This is a genomic window from Streptomyces sp. NPDC107575 (assembly GCF_055657265.1).
The window spans coordinates 577,514-593,730 of the sequence record NZ_JBVKBG010000006.1 but is presented as its reverse complement, the minus strand read 5'-3'; the positions used below and the strand labels follow the sequence as shown (position 1 = coordinate 593,730).

Below are 16,217 nucleotides of genomic sequence, written 5' to 3'. Positions count from 1 at the left end.
TCCCGGGGCACCGCCCGCAAAACCGGTCGCCACACATTTCCCCGAGGTGAGATCCTTGAGGACGTATGTCTACGCAGCCTGCCCCCGCCGCCGATCAGTTCGCCGCCGTAGCGCGGCGGATCTCCGAGCTGTCCCTGCGCGATGCGCACCGCCTCGGGCGCAGGCTCGAAGGCGCCCGCAAGATCCGTAAGCCGGAGGCGCGCGCCGCCGTCGTCGCTGAGATCGGCGCGGAGGCCGAGAAGTCCGCCGTGCGCACGGACACCCGCCGTGCGCGCCGCGAGTCCCTCGAGGTCACGTATCCCGAGCAGCTCCCGGTCAGCCAGAAGAAGGACGAGATCGCGGACGCGATCCGCGACCACCAGGTCGTGATCGTCGCCGGTGAGACCGGATCGGGAAAGACCACGCAGATCCCGAAGATCTGCCTGGAGCTCGGCCGTGGCGTGCGCGGCATGATCGGGCACACCCAGCCCCGCCGGATCGCCGCCCGCACGGTCGCCGAGCGCGTCGCCGAGGAGCTGCACACGCCGCTGGGCGAGGCGGTCGGCTGGAAGGTCCGGTTCACCGACCAGGTCAACCAGGACAGCACCTTCGTCAAGCTGATGACGGACGGCATCCTGCTGGCGGAGATCCAGACGGACCGCGAGCTGCGCGCGTACGACACGATCATCATCGACGAGGCCCACGAGCGGTCCCTGAACATCGACTTCCTGCTCGGCTACCTGGCGCAGCTGCTGCCGAAGCGCCCGGACCTCAAGGTCGTCATCACGTCCGCGACCATCGACCCCGAGCGCTTCTCGCGGCACTTCGGGGACGCCCCGATCGTCGAGGTCAGCGGCCGTACGTACCCGGTGGAGGTGCGGTACCGCCCGCTCCTCGAAGAGGACTCGGACGACTCCGACCGCGACCAGATCACCGCGATCACGGACGCGTGCGAGGAGCTGATGCGCGAGGGCGACGGCGACATCCTCGTCTTCCTCTCCGGCGAGCGCGAGATCCGCGACACCGCGGACGCGCTGGAGAAGAAGAAGTACAAGTTCACCGAGGTCCTGCCGCTGTACGCGCGGCTCTCGCACGCCGAGCAGCACCGCGTCTTCCAGCGCCACACGGGCAGACGGATCGTCCTCGCGACGAACGTCGCGGAGACGTCCCTGACGGTCCCCGGCATCAAATACGTGATCGACCCCGGCACGGCCCGCATCTCGCGCTATTCGCACCGTACGAAGGTGCAGCGGCTGCCCATCGAGCCGGTCAGCCAGGCCAGCGCCAACCAGCGCAAGGGCCGCTGCGGCCGTACGTCCGACGGCATCTGCATCCGGCTCTACTCCGAGGACGACTTCCTCGCCCGCCCGGAGTTCACGGACGCGGAGATCCTCCGGACGAACCTGGCCTCCGTCATCCTCCAGATGACCTCGGCGGGCCTCGGCGACATCGAGAAGTTCCCCTTCATCGACCCGCCGGACCACCGCAACATCCGCGACGGCGTCCAACTCCTCCAGGAACTGGGCGCGTTGGACCCCGCCCAGAAGGACGTCCGCAAGCGGCTCACGGAGCAGGGCCGCAAGCTCGCCCAGCTCCCCGTCGACCCGCGCCTGGCCCGGATGGTCCTGGAGGCCGACAAGAACGGCTGCGTGCGCGAGGTCATGGTGATCGCCGCGGCGCTGTCCATCCAGGACCCGCGCGAGCGCCCCTCGGACAAGCAGGCGCAGGCCGACCAGCAGCACGCCCGCTTCAAGGACGAGACCAGCGACTTCCTCGCCTTCCTGAACCTGTGGCGCTATGTGCGCGAGCAGCAGAAGGAGCTGGGCTCCTCCGCGTTCCGCCGCATGTGCAAGCGCGAGTACCTGAACTTCCTGCGCATCCGCGAGTGGCAGGACATCTACACGCAGCTGCGGACGGTCGCGAAGCAGATGGGCATCCATCTCGGCGACGCCGATACTCCCGCCGCCGGCGACTCCGTCCACATCTCCCTCCTTTCCGGTTTGCTTTCGCACATCGGCATGAAGGATGCGAAGGAGTCCAAGGAGTCGCAGGCCAAGGACCCCAAGCAGGCCGGCCGCGACCGCGGGCGCAATGAGTACATCGGCGCTCGCAACGCCAAGTTCGCGATCTTCCCGGGCTCGGCCCTCTTCAAGAAGCCCCCGCGGTTCGTGATGTCGGCGGAGCTCGTGGAGACCAGCCGCCTGTGGGCGCGCGTCAACGCGAAGATCGAGCCCGAGTGGGTCGAGCCGCTCGCCGAGCACCTGCTCAAGCGCACGTACAGCGAGCCGCACTGGGAGAAGGACCAGGCGGCCGTGATGGCGTACGAGAAGGTCACGCTGTACGGCGTCCCGCTCGTCGCCCAGCGCAAGGTGAACTACGGGCGGATCGACGCCGAGATCAGCCGCGAGCTGTTCATCCGCAACGCCCTGGTCGAGGGCGACTGGCGCACGCACCACAAGTTCTTCGCCGACAACCGCAAACTCCTCACCGAGGTCGAGGAGTTGGAGCACCGGGCCCGGCGCCGCGACATCGTGGTCGACGACGACACGCTCTTCGACTTCTACGACCAGCGGGTCCCCGAACACGTCGTGTCCGGCACCCACTTCGACTCCTGGTGGAAGCAGAAGAAGCGCGAGGAGCCCGAACTCCTCGACTTCGAGCGCTCGATGCTGATCCGCGAGTCCGCGGAAGCGGTCACGAAGGACGACTACCCGGACAGCTGGCGCCAGGGCGGCCTCAAGTTCCGGGTGACGTACCAGTTCGAGCCGGGCGCGGACGCGGACGGCGTGACCGTCCACATTCCGCTCCAGGTGCTCAACCAGGTCACCGACGAGGGCTTCGACTGGCAGATCCCCGGCCTGCGCGAGGACGTGGTGATCGAGCTGATCCGCTCCCTCCCCAAGCCGATCCGGCGCAACTACGTGCCGGCGCCGAACTACGCGAAGGCGTTCCTCGACCGTGCGGTGCCGTTGCAGGAGGCACTGCCGGTCACGCTCGCGCGCGAGTTGCAGCAGATGGTCGGCGTCCCGGTCTCGCCGGACGACTTCGACCTGAGCCGCGTCCCCGACCATCTGAAGGTCACCTTCCGGATCGTCGACGAGCGGCGCCGCAAGCTCGCCGAGGACAAGGACCTGGAGGCGCTCAAGCTCCGGCTGAAGCCGAAGGCCCGGCAGGCGATCTCGCAGGCGGCCAAGGCCACCGCGGAGCGCTCCGGCGGGCCCTCGGTGGAGCAGAAGGGCCTCACCGACTGGAGCGTCGGGGCGCTGTCGAAGGTCTTCGAGACCCGCCGGGCCGGCCAGCCGGTGAAGGCCTACCCGGCCCTGGTCGACGACGGCGACACCGTCTCCGTACGCCTCTTCGACAGCGAGGCCGAGCAGGCGCAGGCCATGTGGAAGGGCACGCGCCGGCTCATCCTGCGCAACATCCCGGTGAACCCCGGCAAGTTCGCCTCGGACAAGCTGAGCAACGCGCAGAAGCTCGCCCTGTCCGCGAACCCGCACGGCTCGGTCCAGGCGCTCTTCGACGACTGCGCGATGGCGGCGGCGGACAGGCTCATAGGCGACTTCGGCGGGCCCGCCTGGGACGAGGAGTCGTACCGGAAGCTCTACGACAAGGTGCGCGCGGAGATCGTCGACACCACGGTGCGGGCGGTGGGCCAGGTCCAGCAGGTGCTGGCGGCCTGGCAGGCCTGCGAGCGCCGCCTGAAGTCCACGAAGAGCGCGGTGCTGCTGCCCAACCTCCAGGACGTGCGCACCCAGTTGAACGAGCTGGTGAAGCCGGGCTTCGTCACGGCCACCGGGCTGCGGAGGCTGCCCGACCTGATGCGCTATCTCGTCGCGGCCGACCGCCGGCTCCAGCAGATGCCGACCAACGTCCAGCGGGACACCACGCGCATGGAGAAGGTCCACGAGATGCGGGACGAGTACCTGTGGCTGCTCGAGCAGATGCCGCAGGGACGGCCCGTGCCGCAGGAGGTGCTCGACATCCGCTGGATGATCGAGGAGCTGCGGGTCAGCTATTTCGCCCACGCGCTGGGCACGGCGTACCCGGTCTCGGACAAGCGGATCGTGAAGGCGATCGACGCGCAGGTTCCGTGACCGGCCGACCGCACAGGGTGAGTTCGACCGCACGGCCTGCGCTGCTGTAGAGTCCTGTCTCGCAGCGCAACGCAGCAACAAGCGCCGCGAAACCTGGTCCTGTGGAGCAGTTTGGAGTGCTCGCCACCCTGTCAAGGTGGAGGCCGCGGGTTCAAATCCCGTCAGGACCGCAGTAGATGAGACCCGCACCGTACGGTGCGGGTCTCTTTCGTTTCGGCCCCCGCGTTCGAAAGATCGGGGCTCCGCCCCGGACCCCGCGCCTCAATCGCCGGCGGGGCCGGATGGGGCTCCCGTCGCCCCCGTAAAGGCCCCTGGGGCGCCCTGAGAGCGCCCGTGAGGCCAGTGAGGACGAAAGACCCTCGAAGGGGTGACCAAAGCCGACCCTGCGCGGCCTCAACTGGTGGCAGCCTGGGGAGAGTCGACGACATGGCAGGTGCGCACACCGGGCGCCGGATCCCAATAGCGCAAGGGCGTCACCTGCAACAAGCGACGGGGCGTGTGACGGGTGTCACCGAAGTTGTTTTGGAAACACCGTTTCTTACCCCCTCCCTACAACGGCTCAATTTAATATGTGCAATTGCACCACCCCCGACAGGTGGCCACAGGGGCGCACACGAACCCCCACCGCAGGCCGGCCCGCGCGCACAAAAAAGATCGCGCTGGACCCGGCGGAGTCCAGCGCGATCGAGTGACGCTTCCATGAGGCTGTGGAGATGACGCCTCGGCGGTCTTCATAAGAAGGAGTCCTGTTGGGGCAGGACCCGCGTCGAGTGGAGCTATGGGTGGGCGCGGAACAGGTTGGGGGACCTGAAACGCCCGTTTTGCTGCGTTGTGCGGTGCCTCAGGCCTCGCTGCGCTGCTGCGGGATGCCCGCAAGCAGAGCGCGGACCTCGGCCTCGCGGTAACGGCGGTGTCCGCCGAGCGTACGAATCGACGTGAGCTTGCCAGCCTTCGCCCAGCGCGTGACCGTCTTGGGGTCGACGCGGAACATCGTGGCGACCTCAGCCGGGGTCAGCAGCGGCTCGGCATCAGGGGTGCGAGCGGTCATGAGCGGCCTCCTCGGAGAACCGAACCTTCTCGGTTCATTCCTCTAAATTCTGCACCTTGACCCGCGTTGCCCGAAATGGCGGACGCGAGTCGAGTCGGTTATAGGACGAACGGCTTGTCCTCGGCACTACAACTACACCATCCGTCCAGCCACGTCGGCCAAACCGATGGAATTGCCCTCCCAGGTGTTCATCAGCGACGGATGCCGATGGACCGTGCCATAGCGGACAGTCACGCCACAGTGACGATCAGTCACAGAGCGATCAGGAGCCATCAGACCCCCCAGCGGCAGTGCAATGCTGAGTAATCCGTCCATGGTTGGACTTAGTTGGACGGAAGGAGCCCTCCCCGGACTCCTTGTCCTATTTTGGCACGAGGAGGGGTGATGGGCGCAAGGTCCCCGTAAGTGCCGTCCGTCACGCTTGAGGCAAACGCCCGGATCGGGACGTAGGTCCCGAAGGCCGGTGTGAGCGGCCTCACTTGGGGATTCAGTTCGCGAACTGCCGGTCGCGCGCCGACCGCCAGCGTTCCACAAGCCTCGCGTACGCCTCGCCCGCACCGTCCTCGTCACCGACGCGCAGCGCCGCGATGCCCTCGGCGACATCCGCCGCCGAGTGGTCGTCCTCGAGGAAGTCCTGCGGCAGGGCGTGCACGAGCCCGCCGTAGTCGAGCTCGACGTACGAACGGGGGTGGAACTCCTCCAGCCAGCGCCCCACATCTACCAGGCCGTCGATCAGGGGGCCTTCCTCGATCGAGTCCCTCAGCGCCTTCAGGGCCCGCGCCACCCGGCGCCTGGCCTGCACCATCGGCGTGCGGTAGCGCAGCCGCGGGACGCCGACGCCCTCCGGCCCGCCCTCGTCGCTCTTCTGCTCGTACTCCCGCTCGTCGTCCGACACGAGCACGAACCAGTTGATCGGCACCTGCCACGTGGACGTCCGGATCCAGGGCCTGGCGTCCGGATTGCGCTCCAGCCAGCGGTCGTAATCGGCGGCCGTCTGCCGGCGCACCACCGGCGGGATCGCCGCGTCCAGGACCGGCGCCGGCAGCTCGCCCGGCAGCTCGTCCAGGGCCTGCCAGCCGCGCAGCCGGGTGCGCCACGGGCACACGCACACCACCCCGTCGATCACGATCACGAACGCGTCGTCGCTCTCGTGCACCGGCACGGGCACCGGCGGCGTGGGCAGAAGATCGGCCAAAGAACGGCGCAATTCATCCTGGTAGGAGGGGAGGCTCTCGCGTTTCGCGTAGCGCTCCCAGTGGCCGCGCTCCGGCTGCGGGAAGGCTGCGAGGGGTTCGTACACGCGCAGATACGCCGCGTACGGGACAGTCACCGAGGACACCTTGGGCACGGCTGCTCCCTCCCCCGCCCACCGGCTGGAAAACACTGCAAATCGTCCCACGTGGCGACGCGGCGGGATTCGGGCCTGCTTGCGGCCCGTGCGGGCGCGTGAGGGTGATCCTGGGCACTGCGCCCGTGGCGGGCCCCCGCACGCTCTAATCTCTTGCCCACAAGCACCGACGGAAGGCCCGCCACCCGCACGGGATTCCGCCCAACCGCCGCTATGTACTTGGGAGTCACCACAGTGACCGATGTGACCGGCGACGCTGTCACCACCTCTGACACCTCCGGCGCCCCTGGCGTCCTGCACACGCTCTTCCACTCGGAACAGGGCGGCCACGAGCAGGTCGTCCTCTGCCAGGACCGGGCCAGCGGCCTCAAGGCCGTCATCGCCCTCCACAGCACCGCCCTGGGCCCGGCCCTCGGCGGCACGCGCTTCTATCCGTACGCCTCCGAGGAGGCGGCCGTGGCCGACGCGCTGAACCTCGCGCGCGGCATGTCCTACAAGAACGCCATGGCCGGGCTCGACCACGGCGGCGGCAAGGCCGTGATCATCGGCGACCCGGACACCATCAAGAGCGAACAGCTGCTGCTGGCGTACGGCCGCTTCGTGGCCTCGCTGGGCGGCCGCTACGTGACGGCGTGCGACGTCGGCACGTACGTCGCCGACATGGACGTGGTGGCGCGCGAGTGCCGCTGGACCACCGGGCGCTCCCCCGAGAACGGCGGGGCGGGCGACTCCTCCGTGCTCACCGCCTTCGGCGTCTTCCAGGGCATGCGGGCCAGCGCCCAGCACCTGTGGGGCGATCCCACGCTGCGCGGCCGCAGGGTCGGCGTCGCCGGGGTGGGCAAGGTGGGCCACCACCTCGTCGAGCACCTCCTGGCGGACGGCGCCGAGGTCGTGGTGACCGACGTCCGCGCGGAGTCGGTGCGGCAGATCACCGAGCGGCACCCCGAGGTCGCGGTCGCCGCCGACACCGAGGCCCTGATCCGCGCGGAGGGGCTCGACATCTACGCGCCCTGTGCCCTGGGCGGCGCGCTGAACGACGACTCCGTACCGGTGCTGACCGCGAAGGTGGTGTGCGGCGCGGCCAACAACCAGCTCGCGCACCCGGGCGTCGAGAAGGACCTCGCGGACCGCGGGGTCCTCTACGCGCCGGACTACGTGGTGAACGCGGGCGGCGTCATCCAGGTCGCCGACGAGCTGCACGGCTTCGACTTCGACCGGTGCAGGGGCAAGGCCTCGAAGATCTTCGACACAACGCTTTCTATCTTTGCTCGTGCGAAGTCCGATGGAATTCCGCCGGCCGCGGCGGCCGACCGGATCGCCGAACAGCGGATGGCGGAGGCCCGCGGAAGGGGCTGACGAGCGCCCTTGGGTAACGAGCATCACGCCCCTCGGCGGGTCGCTCCTCGGGAAGAGGTTAAAATCGCAGCTGACCAGCGAGGAAAGGGCTCCTGGCTGGTCCTGCGCACACGCGCGTCCTGCGGGCGACGTACCGTATGGGCGTGGGCTCAGGTACCGTGGAAGCCCTACGGACCGGTCTCCCTGCGGGGAGTCCGTTCCAGATCATGAACGCGTGTCAAGACTCTGGGGCCATGAAGCCCCATCACCGAGGGGGTCGAGCCATGGGGCGCGGCCGGGCCAAGGCCAAGCAGACGAAGGTCGCCCGCCAGCTGAAGTACAACAGCGGCGGGACTGACCTGTCGCGTCTGGCCAACGAGCTAGGCGCATCCACGTCGGATCCGGTATCGAATCAGCCGCCGAACGGCGAGCCTTTCGAGGATGACGACGAGGAAGACGACCCGTACGCCCGCTACGCGGATATGTACGACGAGGACGAGGACGAGGACGGCGAGTCCGGTCCTTCGTCACAGCGCCGCGGCGCTTGACCTCGTAACACGTCAGCGGCGTCGCAGTCGCTGCACTTCACCCGGTCCGGGGTGGTCACCACGCCGGACCGGGTTTTGTGCTGTCCGCACAAGGAGCGCCGGGCGCCCCCGCAGGGACTACGCGGCGTAGTCCCCGGTGAGCTCGGCGCCCGTGGTGTGCTCGCCGCGCTCGACGATCTCAGCGGCGACCCAGGAGTCGACGCCGCGGTCGGCCAGCGTCGCCAGGGCGACCTCCACCGACTCCTGCGGCACGATCGCCATCATGCCGACGCCCATGTTCAGCGTCTTCTCCAGCTCCAGGCGCTCGACCTGACCCTTCTCACCGACCAGGTCGAAGATCGGGTCCGGGGTCCACGTGGAGCGGTCGACCGTGGCGTGCAGGCCGTCCGGGATCACGCGGGCCAGGTTCGCCGCGAGGCCGCCGCCCGTGATGTGGCTGAAGGCGTGGACCTCGGTGGTGCTGATGAGCGAGAGGCAGTCCAGGGAGTAGATCTTCGTCGGCTCCAGGAGCTCCTCGCCGAGCGTGCGGCCGAGTTCCTCGACGTGAGCGCCCAGGTCCATCCCCGCGCGCTCCAGGAGGACGTGGCGGACCAGCGAGTACCCGTTCGAGTGAAGACCGGAGGACGCCATGGCGATCACCGCGTCACCCTTACGGATGCGATCCGGGCCCAGCAGGTTGTCGTGCTCCACGACACCCGTGCCGGCGCCCGCGACGTCGAAGTCGTCCGGGCCGAGCAGGCCCGGGTGCTCCGCCGTCTCGCCGCCGACGAGCGCGCAGCCCGCGAGGACACAGCCCTCGGCGATGCCCTTCACGATGCCGGCGACCCGCTCCGGGTGGACCTTGCCCACGCAGATGTAGTCGGTCATGAAGAGCGGTTCGGCGCCGCACACCACGATGTCGTCCATGACCATCGCGACGAGGTCGTGGCCGATCGTGTCGTAGCGGCCGAGCTGCCGGGCGATGTCGACCTTCGTGCCGACGCCGTCGGTGGCCGAGGCGAGCAGCGGGCGCTCGTACTTCTTGAGGGCGGAGGCGTCGAAGAGGCCGGCGAAGCCGCCGAGGCCGCCGAGGACCTCGGGGCGCTGCGTCTTCTTCACCCACTCCTTCATCAGCTCTACGGCGCGGTCGCCGGCTTCGATGTCGACGCCCGCGGACGCGTAGCTGGCACCAGTGGTCTCAGACATTGCCTGGGATCTTTCGGTTGATGAATCGGGGTCTACGGGCGACGGATCGCGTCGGACGCAGCCGTGGACGCAGGACCTGCGGCCAGTTCCGTCTCCAGGAGCTGCTTGCCGAGGAGCTCCGGGTCGGGGAGGTCCATCGGGTACTCGCCGTCGAAGCAGGCCCGGCAGAGGTTCGGCTTGGCGATGGTGGTCGCCTCGATCATGCCGTCGATGGAGATGTACGAGAGCGAGTCGACCCCGAGCGAGGTGCCGATCTCCTCGACCGTCATGCCGTTGGCGATCAGCTCCGCGCGGGTCGCGAAGTCGATGCCGAAGAAGCAGGGCCACTTGATGGGCGGCGAGGAGATCCGCACGTGGATCTCGGCCGCGCCGGCCTCGCGGAGCATGCGGACCAGGGCGCGCTGGGTGTTGCCGCGCACGATCGAGTCGTCGACGACGACCAGGCGCTTGCCCTTGATGACTTCCTTGAGCGGGTTCAGCTTCAGACGGATGCCGAGCTGGCGGATCGTCTGGGAGGGCTGGATGAAGGTGCGGCCGACGTAGGCGTTCTTCACCAGGCCGTTGCCGAACGGGATGCCGGAGGCCTCGGCGTAGCCGACCGCGGCCGGAGTTCCGGATTCCGGGGTGGCTATGACGAGGTCGGCGTCGACCGGGGCTTCCTTGGCGAGCTTGCGGCCCATCTCCACGCGGGAGAGGTACACGTTCCGGCCCGCGATGTCCGTGTCCGGGCGGGCCAGGTACACGTACTCGAAGACACAGCCCTTCGGCTTTGCTTCGGCGAAGCGGGAGGTTCGCAGGCCGTTCTCGTCGATGGCGACGAACTCGCCCGGCTCGATCTCGCGGACGAAGCTGGCGCCGCAGATGTCGAGCGCGGCGGTCTCCGACGCGACGACCCAGCCGCGCTCCAGGCGGCCGAGGACCAGCGGGCGGATGCCCTGCGGGTCACGACCGGCGTACAGGGTGTTCTCGTCCATGAAGACGAGCGAGAAGGCGCCCTTGACCTGAGGCAGCACCTTGGCGGCCGCCTCTTCCACGGTCAGCGGCTTGCCGTCCTCGTCGACCTGCCCCGCGAGCAGGGCCGTCACCAGGTCGGTGTCGTTGGTGGCCGCGACCTGCGTCGCGCGCCCGTTCTCCTTGGGGAGCTCGGCGACCAGCTCGGCGAGGTGCGCCGTGTTGACCAGGTTGCCGTTGTGCCCGAGGGCGATCGAACCGTGCGCGGTGGCACGGAACGTCGGCTGGGCGTTCTCCCATACGGAGGCCCCGGTGGTCGAGTAGCGGGCGTGACCGACCGCGATATGACCTTGCAGGGAGCCTAGGGATGTTTCGTCGAAGACCTGGGAGACGAGTCCCATGTCCTTGAAGACGAGGATCTGGGAGCCATTGCTGACCGCGATTCCCGCGGATTCCTGACCCCGGTGTTGGAGGGCGTAGAGCCCGAAGTAAGTGAGCTTTGCGACCTCTTCACCCGGAGCCCAGACACCGAAGACGCCACAAGCGTCCTGGGGGCCTTTCTCGCCGGGGAGCAGGTCGTGATTGAGTCGACCGTCACCACGTGGCACGTCTTCGAGTGTAGTCGTGATCCCTCAGTGGTCCGAATTGGGGACCGGGGCTACGCGGGTTGACCGGGGCGGATGTGACCCAATTCATCGGCCGGGGGTGCTGTCGGCGGCGGTGAGCCCGATGCCGGAGCCATCCGGCTTGGTCAGCGTGAGGCCGTTGCCCCGGATCTCGTAGGCCGCCTTGTTCTTCAGGACGTCGAGCATCGCCTGCTCGACCTCTCCGGCCGCCCCGATGCAGCCCATACGCGTGCTGGTCAGCGGCCCGAAGGTGATGTGTCCGTCCTTCACGGTGGCCTTCGCGCGGCCCTGATTGCAGCCGAGGCGGGCGCTGACGTGGCCGTCCTTGTCGAAGACCAGGCGGGCCCTGTCCTGGGCGGCCTTCGGCAGGGACCGGGTGGCGTCGTCGGTGCTCAGGCTGGTGACGTTCCACTTGGTCCCGGCGAGCGCGGCGTCACGCTGTTTGGCGAGGGTGACGGTGTCGCCGTTCGCCCGTGTGAGGGTCAGCCGGTCCTTGCCGCCCCCGGCCGCCTTCACCGTGTTCTTGTCCGCCAGGGCACGGGACAGCGTCTCCTCGAAGGCGCGTACGCCCTTGTCCTCGCAGAGCATCATGGTCCGCTTCGACTTGCCCAGGTCGACGCTGTCGCCGGTGACCTCGGCCGCCGCGTCGAAGTGGTTGCAGCCGTAGTTGCCGCGCACCCGCTCGTCCGAGACGAACTCGAGGTACGCGCTGCCCGGGGCCTTCGTCGCCTTCCCGTCCACCGTCACGCTCTGGACGGTCCAGTGGACGCCGGTGATCGGGGCTCCGCCGACGGTCGTCGAGCCGGCCTTCTCGTCGCCGCAGCCGGTCACGGTGGCCAGCGCGGCGAGCGGCAGGACGGCGGTGCTGATCAGGGCACGGGTACGGGTTGTACGTAGCGTGAGCATGGCAATGGGACGTGGCGGTCCGCGTTCCGGTTCCGGCCCGCCGCGCGTTCCGTGCGCATCACGCCATGATCGGCAGCAGCTCCGCCAGATCGGCCCGCTCGCCGCTCGCGCTCACCAGCGCGCCGTCCACCGCCGCCGACCAGCTCGTACGGCCCGTGGCGAGGCGGATCCAGGTGAGCGGGTCGGTCTCCACGACGTTCGGCGGGGTGCCGCGGGTGTGCCGGGGGCCCTCGACGCACTGGACGACGGCGTACGGCGGGATCCGAACCTCGGTCGACGCACCCGGGGCCTTCGTGGCGAGGGCATCGGCGAGGATCCGGGTGCAGGCGGCCAGCGCCTGGCGGTCGTACGGGATGTCGAGGCCCGGCACCGCGTCGTTCAGGTCGTCGGTGTGGACGATCAGCTCGACGGTGCGGGTGACCAGGTAGTCGGCGAGGGTCATGTGGCCGGTGCGGTTGGCCACGAGGGCGTCCCCGTCGTGCTCGGCGAGGGAGCGTTCGAGGCCCTGCGCGGCCTCGGCGTAGAGCGTCGCGAGGTCGTTGTCGGCCGCGAGCCCGCGCACGTACACGTCGATGTCCTCGGCGTGCGGGGCCGAGGTCATCGGCCAGTCCTGCGGCCTCAGTTCGGCCTTGCCCGAGCCGGCGACGGCGAGCCCGCGGGAGACGGCGCTCGACGCCATCGTGATGTGCGCGGCGAGCTCCCGCACGGTCCAGTCCCCGAGCCGCGTCGGCCCGGCGAGCTGCTCGGGCGTGAGGGCCTCGACGCCCTTGCGCACGGCGTCGAACTGGGTCAGGACGGCGGTACGGGTCTTGTCGAGGTTGTACGCGCGGGGCTTCCTCTTGGCCGGTGGCATGGGGTGAGCCTATGACCGGCGGAAGCCCCCGCCCAACAAGGCGGGGGCTTCTCGCTGTTCGTCCCGTCCGTCAGCCGAAGATCCCGGCGAACGTGCCCTCGTGCGCGGCACGCAGCTCGTCGAGGGAGAGCGCGAACTCGCCCTGGACGTCGACCGAGTCGCCGTCGACGACACCGATGCGGGTGACGGGCAGACCGCGCGCCCCGCACATGTCGTTGAAGCGGAGCTCCTCGCTGCGCGGGATCGACACGACCGCGCGGCCCGCCGACTCCGAGAAGAGGAACGTGAACGCGTCCAGGCCCTCGGGGACGATCAGGCGTGCGCCCTTGTCGCCGAGCAGCGCCGACTCGACCACGGCCTGGATCAGGCCGCCGTCGGACAGGTCGTGCGCGGCGTCGATCATGCCGTCGCGGGAGGCCGAGATGAGGATCTCGCCGAGGAGACGCTCGCGCTCCAGGTCGACCTTGGGCGGCAGACCGCCGAGGTGGTCGTGGACGACCTGGGACCAGGCCGAGCCGCCGAACTCCTCCTTGGTGTCGCCCAGCAGGTAGAGGAGCTGGCCCTCTTCCTGGAAGCCGACGGGGGTGCGGCGGGTGACGTCGTCGATCACGCCGAGCACGGCCACGACCGGCGTCGGGTGGATCGCGGCCTCGCCCGTCTGGTTGTAGAGCGAGACGTTGCCGCCGGTCACCGGGGTGCCGAGCTGCTGGCAGCCGTCCGCGAGACCACGGATGGCCTCGGCGAACTGCCACATGACGGCCGGGTCCTCGGGCGAACCGAAGTTCAGGCAGTCGGAGACGGCGAGCGGCTTGGCACCGGTGGTGGCGACGTTGCGGTACGCCTCCGCCAGCGCGAGCTGTGCGCCCGTGTACGGGTCGAGCTTCGCGAAGCGGCCGTTGCCGTCCGTCGCGATGGCGACGCCGAGGCCGGTCTCCTCGTCGATGCGGATCATGCCCGAGTCCTCGGGCTGCGCGAGGACGGTGTTGCCCTGCACGAAGTGGTCGTACTGCTGGGTGACCCACTTCTTCGACGCCTGGTTCGGCGAGGAGACGAGCCCCAGGACCTGGTCCTTCAGCTCCGCGCCGTTCGCCGGGCGCGGCAGCTTGCCCGCGTCGTCGGCCTGCAGCGCGTCCTGCCACTCGGGGCGGGCGAGCGGGCGCTCGTAGACCGGGCCGTCGTGCGCGACGGTGCGCGGGTCGACGTCGACGATCTTCTCGCCGTGCCAGAAGATCTCCAGGCGGTCGCCGTCGGTCACCTCACCGATGACGGTGGCGATGACGTCCCACTTCTCGCAGATCTCCAGGAAGCGGTCGACCTTCTCGGGCTCGACCACGGCGCACATGCGCTCCTGCGACTCGCTCATGAGGATCTCCTCAGGAGAGAGCGTGGAGTCGCGCAGCGGTACGTCGTCCAGCTCGACGCGCATGCCGCCCGAGCCGTTGGACGCCAGCTCGGAGGTGGCGCAGGAGATGCCGGCCGCGCCGAGGTCCTGGATGCCGACGACGAGCTTCTCGGCGAAGGCCTCCAGGGTGCACTCGATGAGGAGCTTCTCCTGGAACGGGTCGCCGACCTGCACGGCGGGACGCTTCGACGGCTTCGCGTCGTCGAAGGTCTCGGAGGCCAGGATGGAGGCGCCGCCGATGCCGTCGCCGCCCGTGCGGGCGCCGTACATGATGACCTTGTTGCCCGCACCGGACGCCTTCGCGAGGTGGATGTCCTCGTGCCGCATGACGCCGATGGCACCGGCGTTGACCAGCGGGTTTCCCTGGTAGCAGGCGTCGAAGACGAGCTCGCCGCCGATGTTCGGCAGGCCCAGGCAGTTGCCGTAGCCGCCGATGCCGGCGACGACGCCGGGCAGCACGCGCTTGGTGTCGGGGTGGTCGGCCGCGCCCATGCGCAGCGGGTCGACGACCGCGACCGGGCGGGCGCCCATCGCGATGATGTCGCGGACGATGCCGCCGACACCGGTGGCCGCGCCCTGGTAGGGCTCGACGTACGACGGGTGGTTGTGCGACTCGACCTTGAAGGTCACGGCGTAGCCGTTGCCCACGTCGACGACGCCGGCGTTCTCGCCGATGCCGACGAGCAGCGCGTCGGACTCCGGGGCCTTCTCGCCGAACTGGCGCAGGTGGACCTTGGAGGACTTGTACGAGCAGTGCTCGGACCACATGACCGAGTACATGGCGAGCTCGGCGCCGGTGGGCCGGCGGCCGAGGATCTCCACGACCCGCTCGTACTCGTCCTTCTTCAGGCCGAGTTCGGCCCAGGGCAGCTCGACGTCGGGAGTCTTCGCGGCGTTGTCAGTGGTGTCGAGGCTCATGAGGCGGCGACCAGCTTCTTGAGGATCGAGGTGAAGAACGGGAGGCCGTCGGTGCGGCCGGACCCGATGAGGGGCTCGACGGCGTGCTCCGGGTGGGGCATCAGACCGACGACGTTGCCCGCCTCGTTCGTGATGCCCGCGATGTCACGGAGCGAGCCGTTGGGGTTGAAGTCCACGTACCGGAAGGCGACGCGACCCTCCGCCTCCAACATGTCGAGCGTGCGCTCGTCGGCCACGTAGCGGCCGTCCATGTTCTTCAGCGGGATGTGGATCTCCTGGCCCGCCTCGTAGTCGGAGGTCCAGGCGGTGTCCGCGTTCTCCACCCGCAGCTTCTGGTCGCGGCAGATGAAGTGCAAGTGATCGTTGCCGAGCATGGCGCCGGGGAGCAGGTGGGCCTCGGTGAGGACCTGGAACCCGTTGCAGATCCCGAGGACCGGGAGGCCCGCCTTCGCCTGCTCGATCAGCGTCTCCATGACGGGCGAGAAACGCGAAATGGCGCCCGCGCGCAGGTAATCGCCGTAGGAGAAACCGCCGGGCAGGACGACCGCGTCGACCTGCTTCAGGTCCTTGTCCTTGTGCCAGAGCGCGACCGGCTCGGCACCGGCAAGCCGGATCGCGCGCTGGGTGTCGCGATCATCGAGGGAACCGGGAAAGGTGACGACGCCAATACGAGCGGTCACTTTTCGGCCCCCACCGCAGGCTCTTCCACCTTGACGGTGAAGTTTTCGATCACGGTGTTGGCGAGGAAGGTTTCCGCCAGCTCATGGATACGGGCAAGAGCGGCGTCATCCACCGGCCCGTCCACTTCGAGCTCGAAACGCTTTCCCTGACGTACGTCGGAGATGCCGTCGAAACCGAGGCGCGGCAGCGCACGCTGCACCGCCTGGCCCTGGGGGTCGAGGATCTCCGGCTTGAGCATGACGTCGACTACGACGCGTGCCACTGGCACTCCCGGTGTGTGGGTTGAGCTGGTCCGTTCAGCGTACCTGCCCAAATTTTCTACTCGCGTAGACAGTAGGAA

At 69.0% G+C, this 16,217-nt stretch carries 12 protein-coding genes and 1 tRNA gene; 4 read left to right on the top strand and 9 right to left on the bottom strand.

Going from position 1 to position 16,217, the window contains the following annotated elements; translation table 11 throughout:
• Positions 1-65 precede the first annotated feature (65 nt).
• Entirely contained in the window at positions 66-4,076 is a 4,011-nt protein-coding gene (gene hrpA / locus ACZ7L4_RS32210; protein ID WP_472108083.1) for an ATP-dependent RNA helicase HrpA, read from the top strand.
• Between the two features lie 95 nt (positions 4,077-4,171).
• Positions 4,172-4,246, top strand: a tRNA-Asp gene (locus ACZ7L4_RS32205).
• Between the two features lie 671 nt (positions 4,247-4,917).
• Here ACZ7L4_RS32205 and bldC read toward each other — a convergent pair.
• A complete protein-coding gene (gene bldC, locus ACZ7L4_RS32200) occupies positions 4,918-5,124 on the bottom strand; it encodes a developmental transcriptional regulator BldC (protein ID WP_003949541.1) in 207 nt (68 codons plus the stop codon).
• A gap of 487 nt (positions 5,125-5,611) precedes the next feature.
• On the bottom strand, positions 5,612-6,472 hold the full coding sequence (locus ACZ7L4_RS32195; RefSeq protein WP_472108081.1) for a DUF8083 family protein: 861 nt from the start codon (positions 6,470-6,472) through the stop codon (positions 5,612-5,614).
• Positions 6,473-6,685: 213 nt separating this feature from the next.
• Between ACZ7L4_RS32195 and ACZ7L4_RS32190 the strand changes: the two genes are divergently transcribed.
• The gene (locus ACZ7L4_RS32190) at positions 6,686-7,828 is read left to right on the top strand and encodes a Leu/Phe/Val dehydrogenase (protein WP_472108080.1); all 1,143 of its coding nucleotides are present in this window, start codon (positions 6,686-6,688) and stop codon (positions 7,826-7,828) included.
• A gap of 263 nt (positions 7,829-8,091) precedes the next feature.
• Positions 8,092-8,355: a DUF3073 domain-containing protein gene (locus tag ACZ7L4_RS32185; protein ID WP_399228641.1), complete on the top strand. Its 264-nt coding sequence runs from the start codon at positions 8,092-8,094 to the stop codon at positions 8,353-8,355.
• A gap of 117 nt (positions 8,356-8,472) precedes the next feature.
• Here ACZ7L4_RS32185 and purM read toward each other — a convergent pair whose 3' ends face one another.
• From purM to purS, 7 genes are all read right to left on the bottom strand, one after another.
• Positions 8,473-9,540, bottom strand: coding sequence for a phosphoribosylformylglycinamidine cyclo-ligase (gene purM, locus ACZ7L4_RS32180; protein ID WP_472108078.1), 1,068 nt, complete (start codon positions 9,538-9,540; stop codon positions 8,473-8,475).
• Between the two features lie 32 nt (positions 9,541-9,572).
• Positions 9,573-11,099: an amidophosphoribosyltransferase gene (purF, locus tag ACZ7L4_RS32175; RefSeq protein WP_472108077.1), complete on the bottom strand. Its 1,527-nt coding sequence runs from the start codon at positions 11,097-11,099 to the stop codon at positions 9,573-9,575.
• Between the two features lie 84 nt (positions 11,100-11,183).
• A complete protein-coding gene (locus tag ACZ7L4_RS32170) occupies positions 11,184-12,023 on the bottom strand; it encodes an META domain-containing protein (protein WP_472108075.1) in 840 nt (279 codons plus the stop codon).
• A gap of 58 nt (positions 12,024-12,081) precedes the next feature.
• A complete protein-coding gene (locus ACZ7L4_RS32165; protein ID WP_472108073.1) occupies positions 12,082-12,876 on the bottom strand; it encodes a maleylpyruvate isomerase family mycothiol-dependent enzyme in 795 nt (264 codons plus the stop codon).
• A gap of 70 nt (positions 12,877-12,946) precedes the next feature.
• Entirely contained in the window at positions 12,947-15,196 is a 2,250-nt protein-coding gene (gene purL, locus ACZ7L4_RS32160) for a phosphoribosylformylglycinamidine synthase subunit PurL (RefSeq protein WP_472108071.1), read from the bottom strand.
• The gene (gene purQ / locus ACZ7L4_RS32155) at positions 15,193-15,876 is read right to left on the bottom strand and encodes a phosphoribosylformylglycinamidine synthase subunit PurQ (RefSeq protein ID WP_472108069.1); all 684 of its coding nucleotides are present in this window, start codon (positions 15,874-15,876) and stop codon (positions 15,193-15,195) included. The genes purL and purQ overlap by 4 nt, the downstream gene beginning before the upstream one ends.
• The gene (purS, locus tag ACZ7L4_RS32150; protein WP_266712288.1) at positions 15,873-16,145 is read right to left on the bottom strand and encodes a phosphoribosylformylglycinamidine synthase subunit PurS; all 273 of its coding nucleotides are present in this window, start codon (positions 16,143-16,145) and stop codon (positions 15,873-15,875) included. The genes purQ and purS overlap by 4 nt, the downstream gene beginning before the upstream one ends.
• Positions 16,146-16,217 lie beyond the last annotated feature (72 nt).

What these genes read in the sequence shown, in the direction of transcription:
- ACZ7L4_RS32165 (WP_472108073.1), bottom strand. Translation starts at nt 12,876, where the DNA reads ATGCCACCGGCCAAGAGGAAGCCCCGCGCGTACAACCTCGACAAGACC.
- ACZ7L4_RS32170 (WP_472108075.1), bottom strand. Translation starts at nt 12,023, where the DNA reads ATGCTCACGCTACGTACAACCCGTACCCGTGCCCTGATCAGCACCGCC.
- purL (WP_472108071.1), bottom strand. Translation starts at nt 15,196, where the DNA reads ATGAGCCTCGACACCACTGACAACGCCGCGAAGACTCCCGACGTCGAG.
- bldC (WP_003949541.1), bottom strand. Translation starts at nt 5,124, where the DNA reads ATGACCGCTCGCACCCCTGATGCCGAGCCGCTGCTGACCCCGGCTGAG.
- ACZ7L4_RS32185 (WP_399228641.1), top strand. Translation starts at nt 8,092, where the DNA reads ATGGGGCGCGGCCGGGCCAAGGCCAAGCAGACGAAGGTCGCCCGCCAG.
- purM (WP_472108078.1), bottom strand. Translation starts at nt 9,540, where the DNA reads ATGTCTGAGACCACTGGTGCCAGCTACGCGTCCGCGGGCGTCGACATC.
- ACZ7L4_RS32190 (WP_472108080.1), top strand. Translation starts at nt 6,686, where the DNA reads ATGTACTTGGGAGTCACCACAGTGACCGATGTGACCGGCGACGCTGTC.
- hrpA (WP_472108083.1), top strand. Translation starts at nt 66, where the DNA reads ATGTCTACGCAGCCTGCCCCCGCCGCCGATCAGTTCGCCGCCGTAGCG.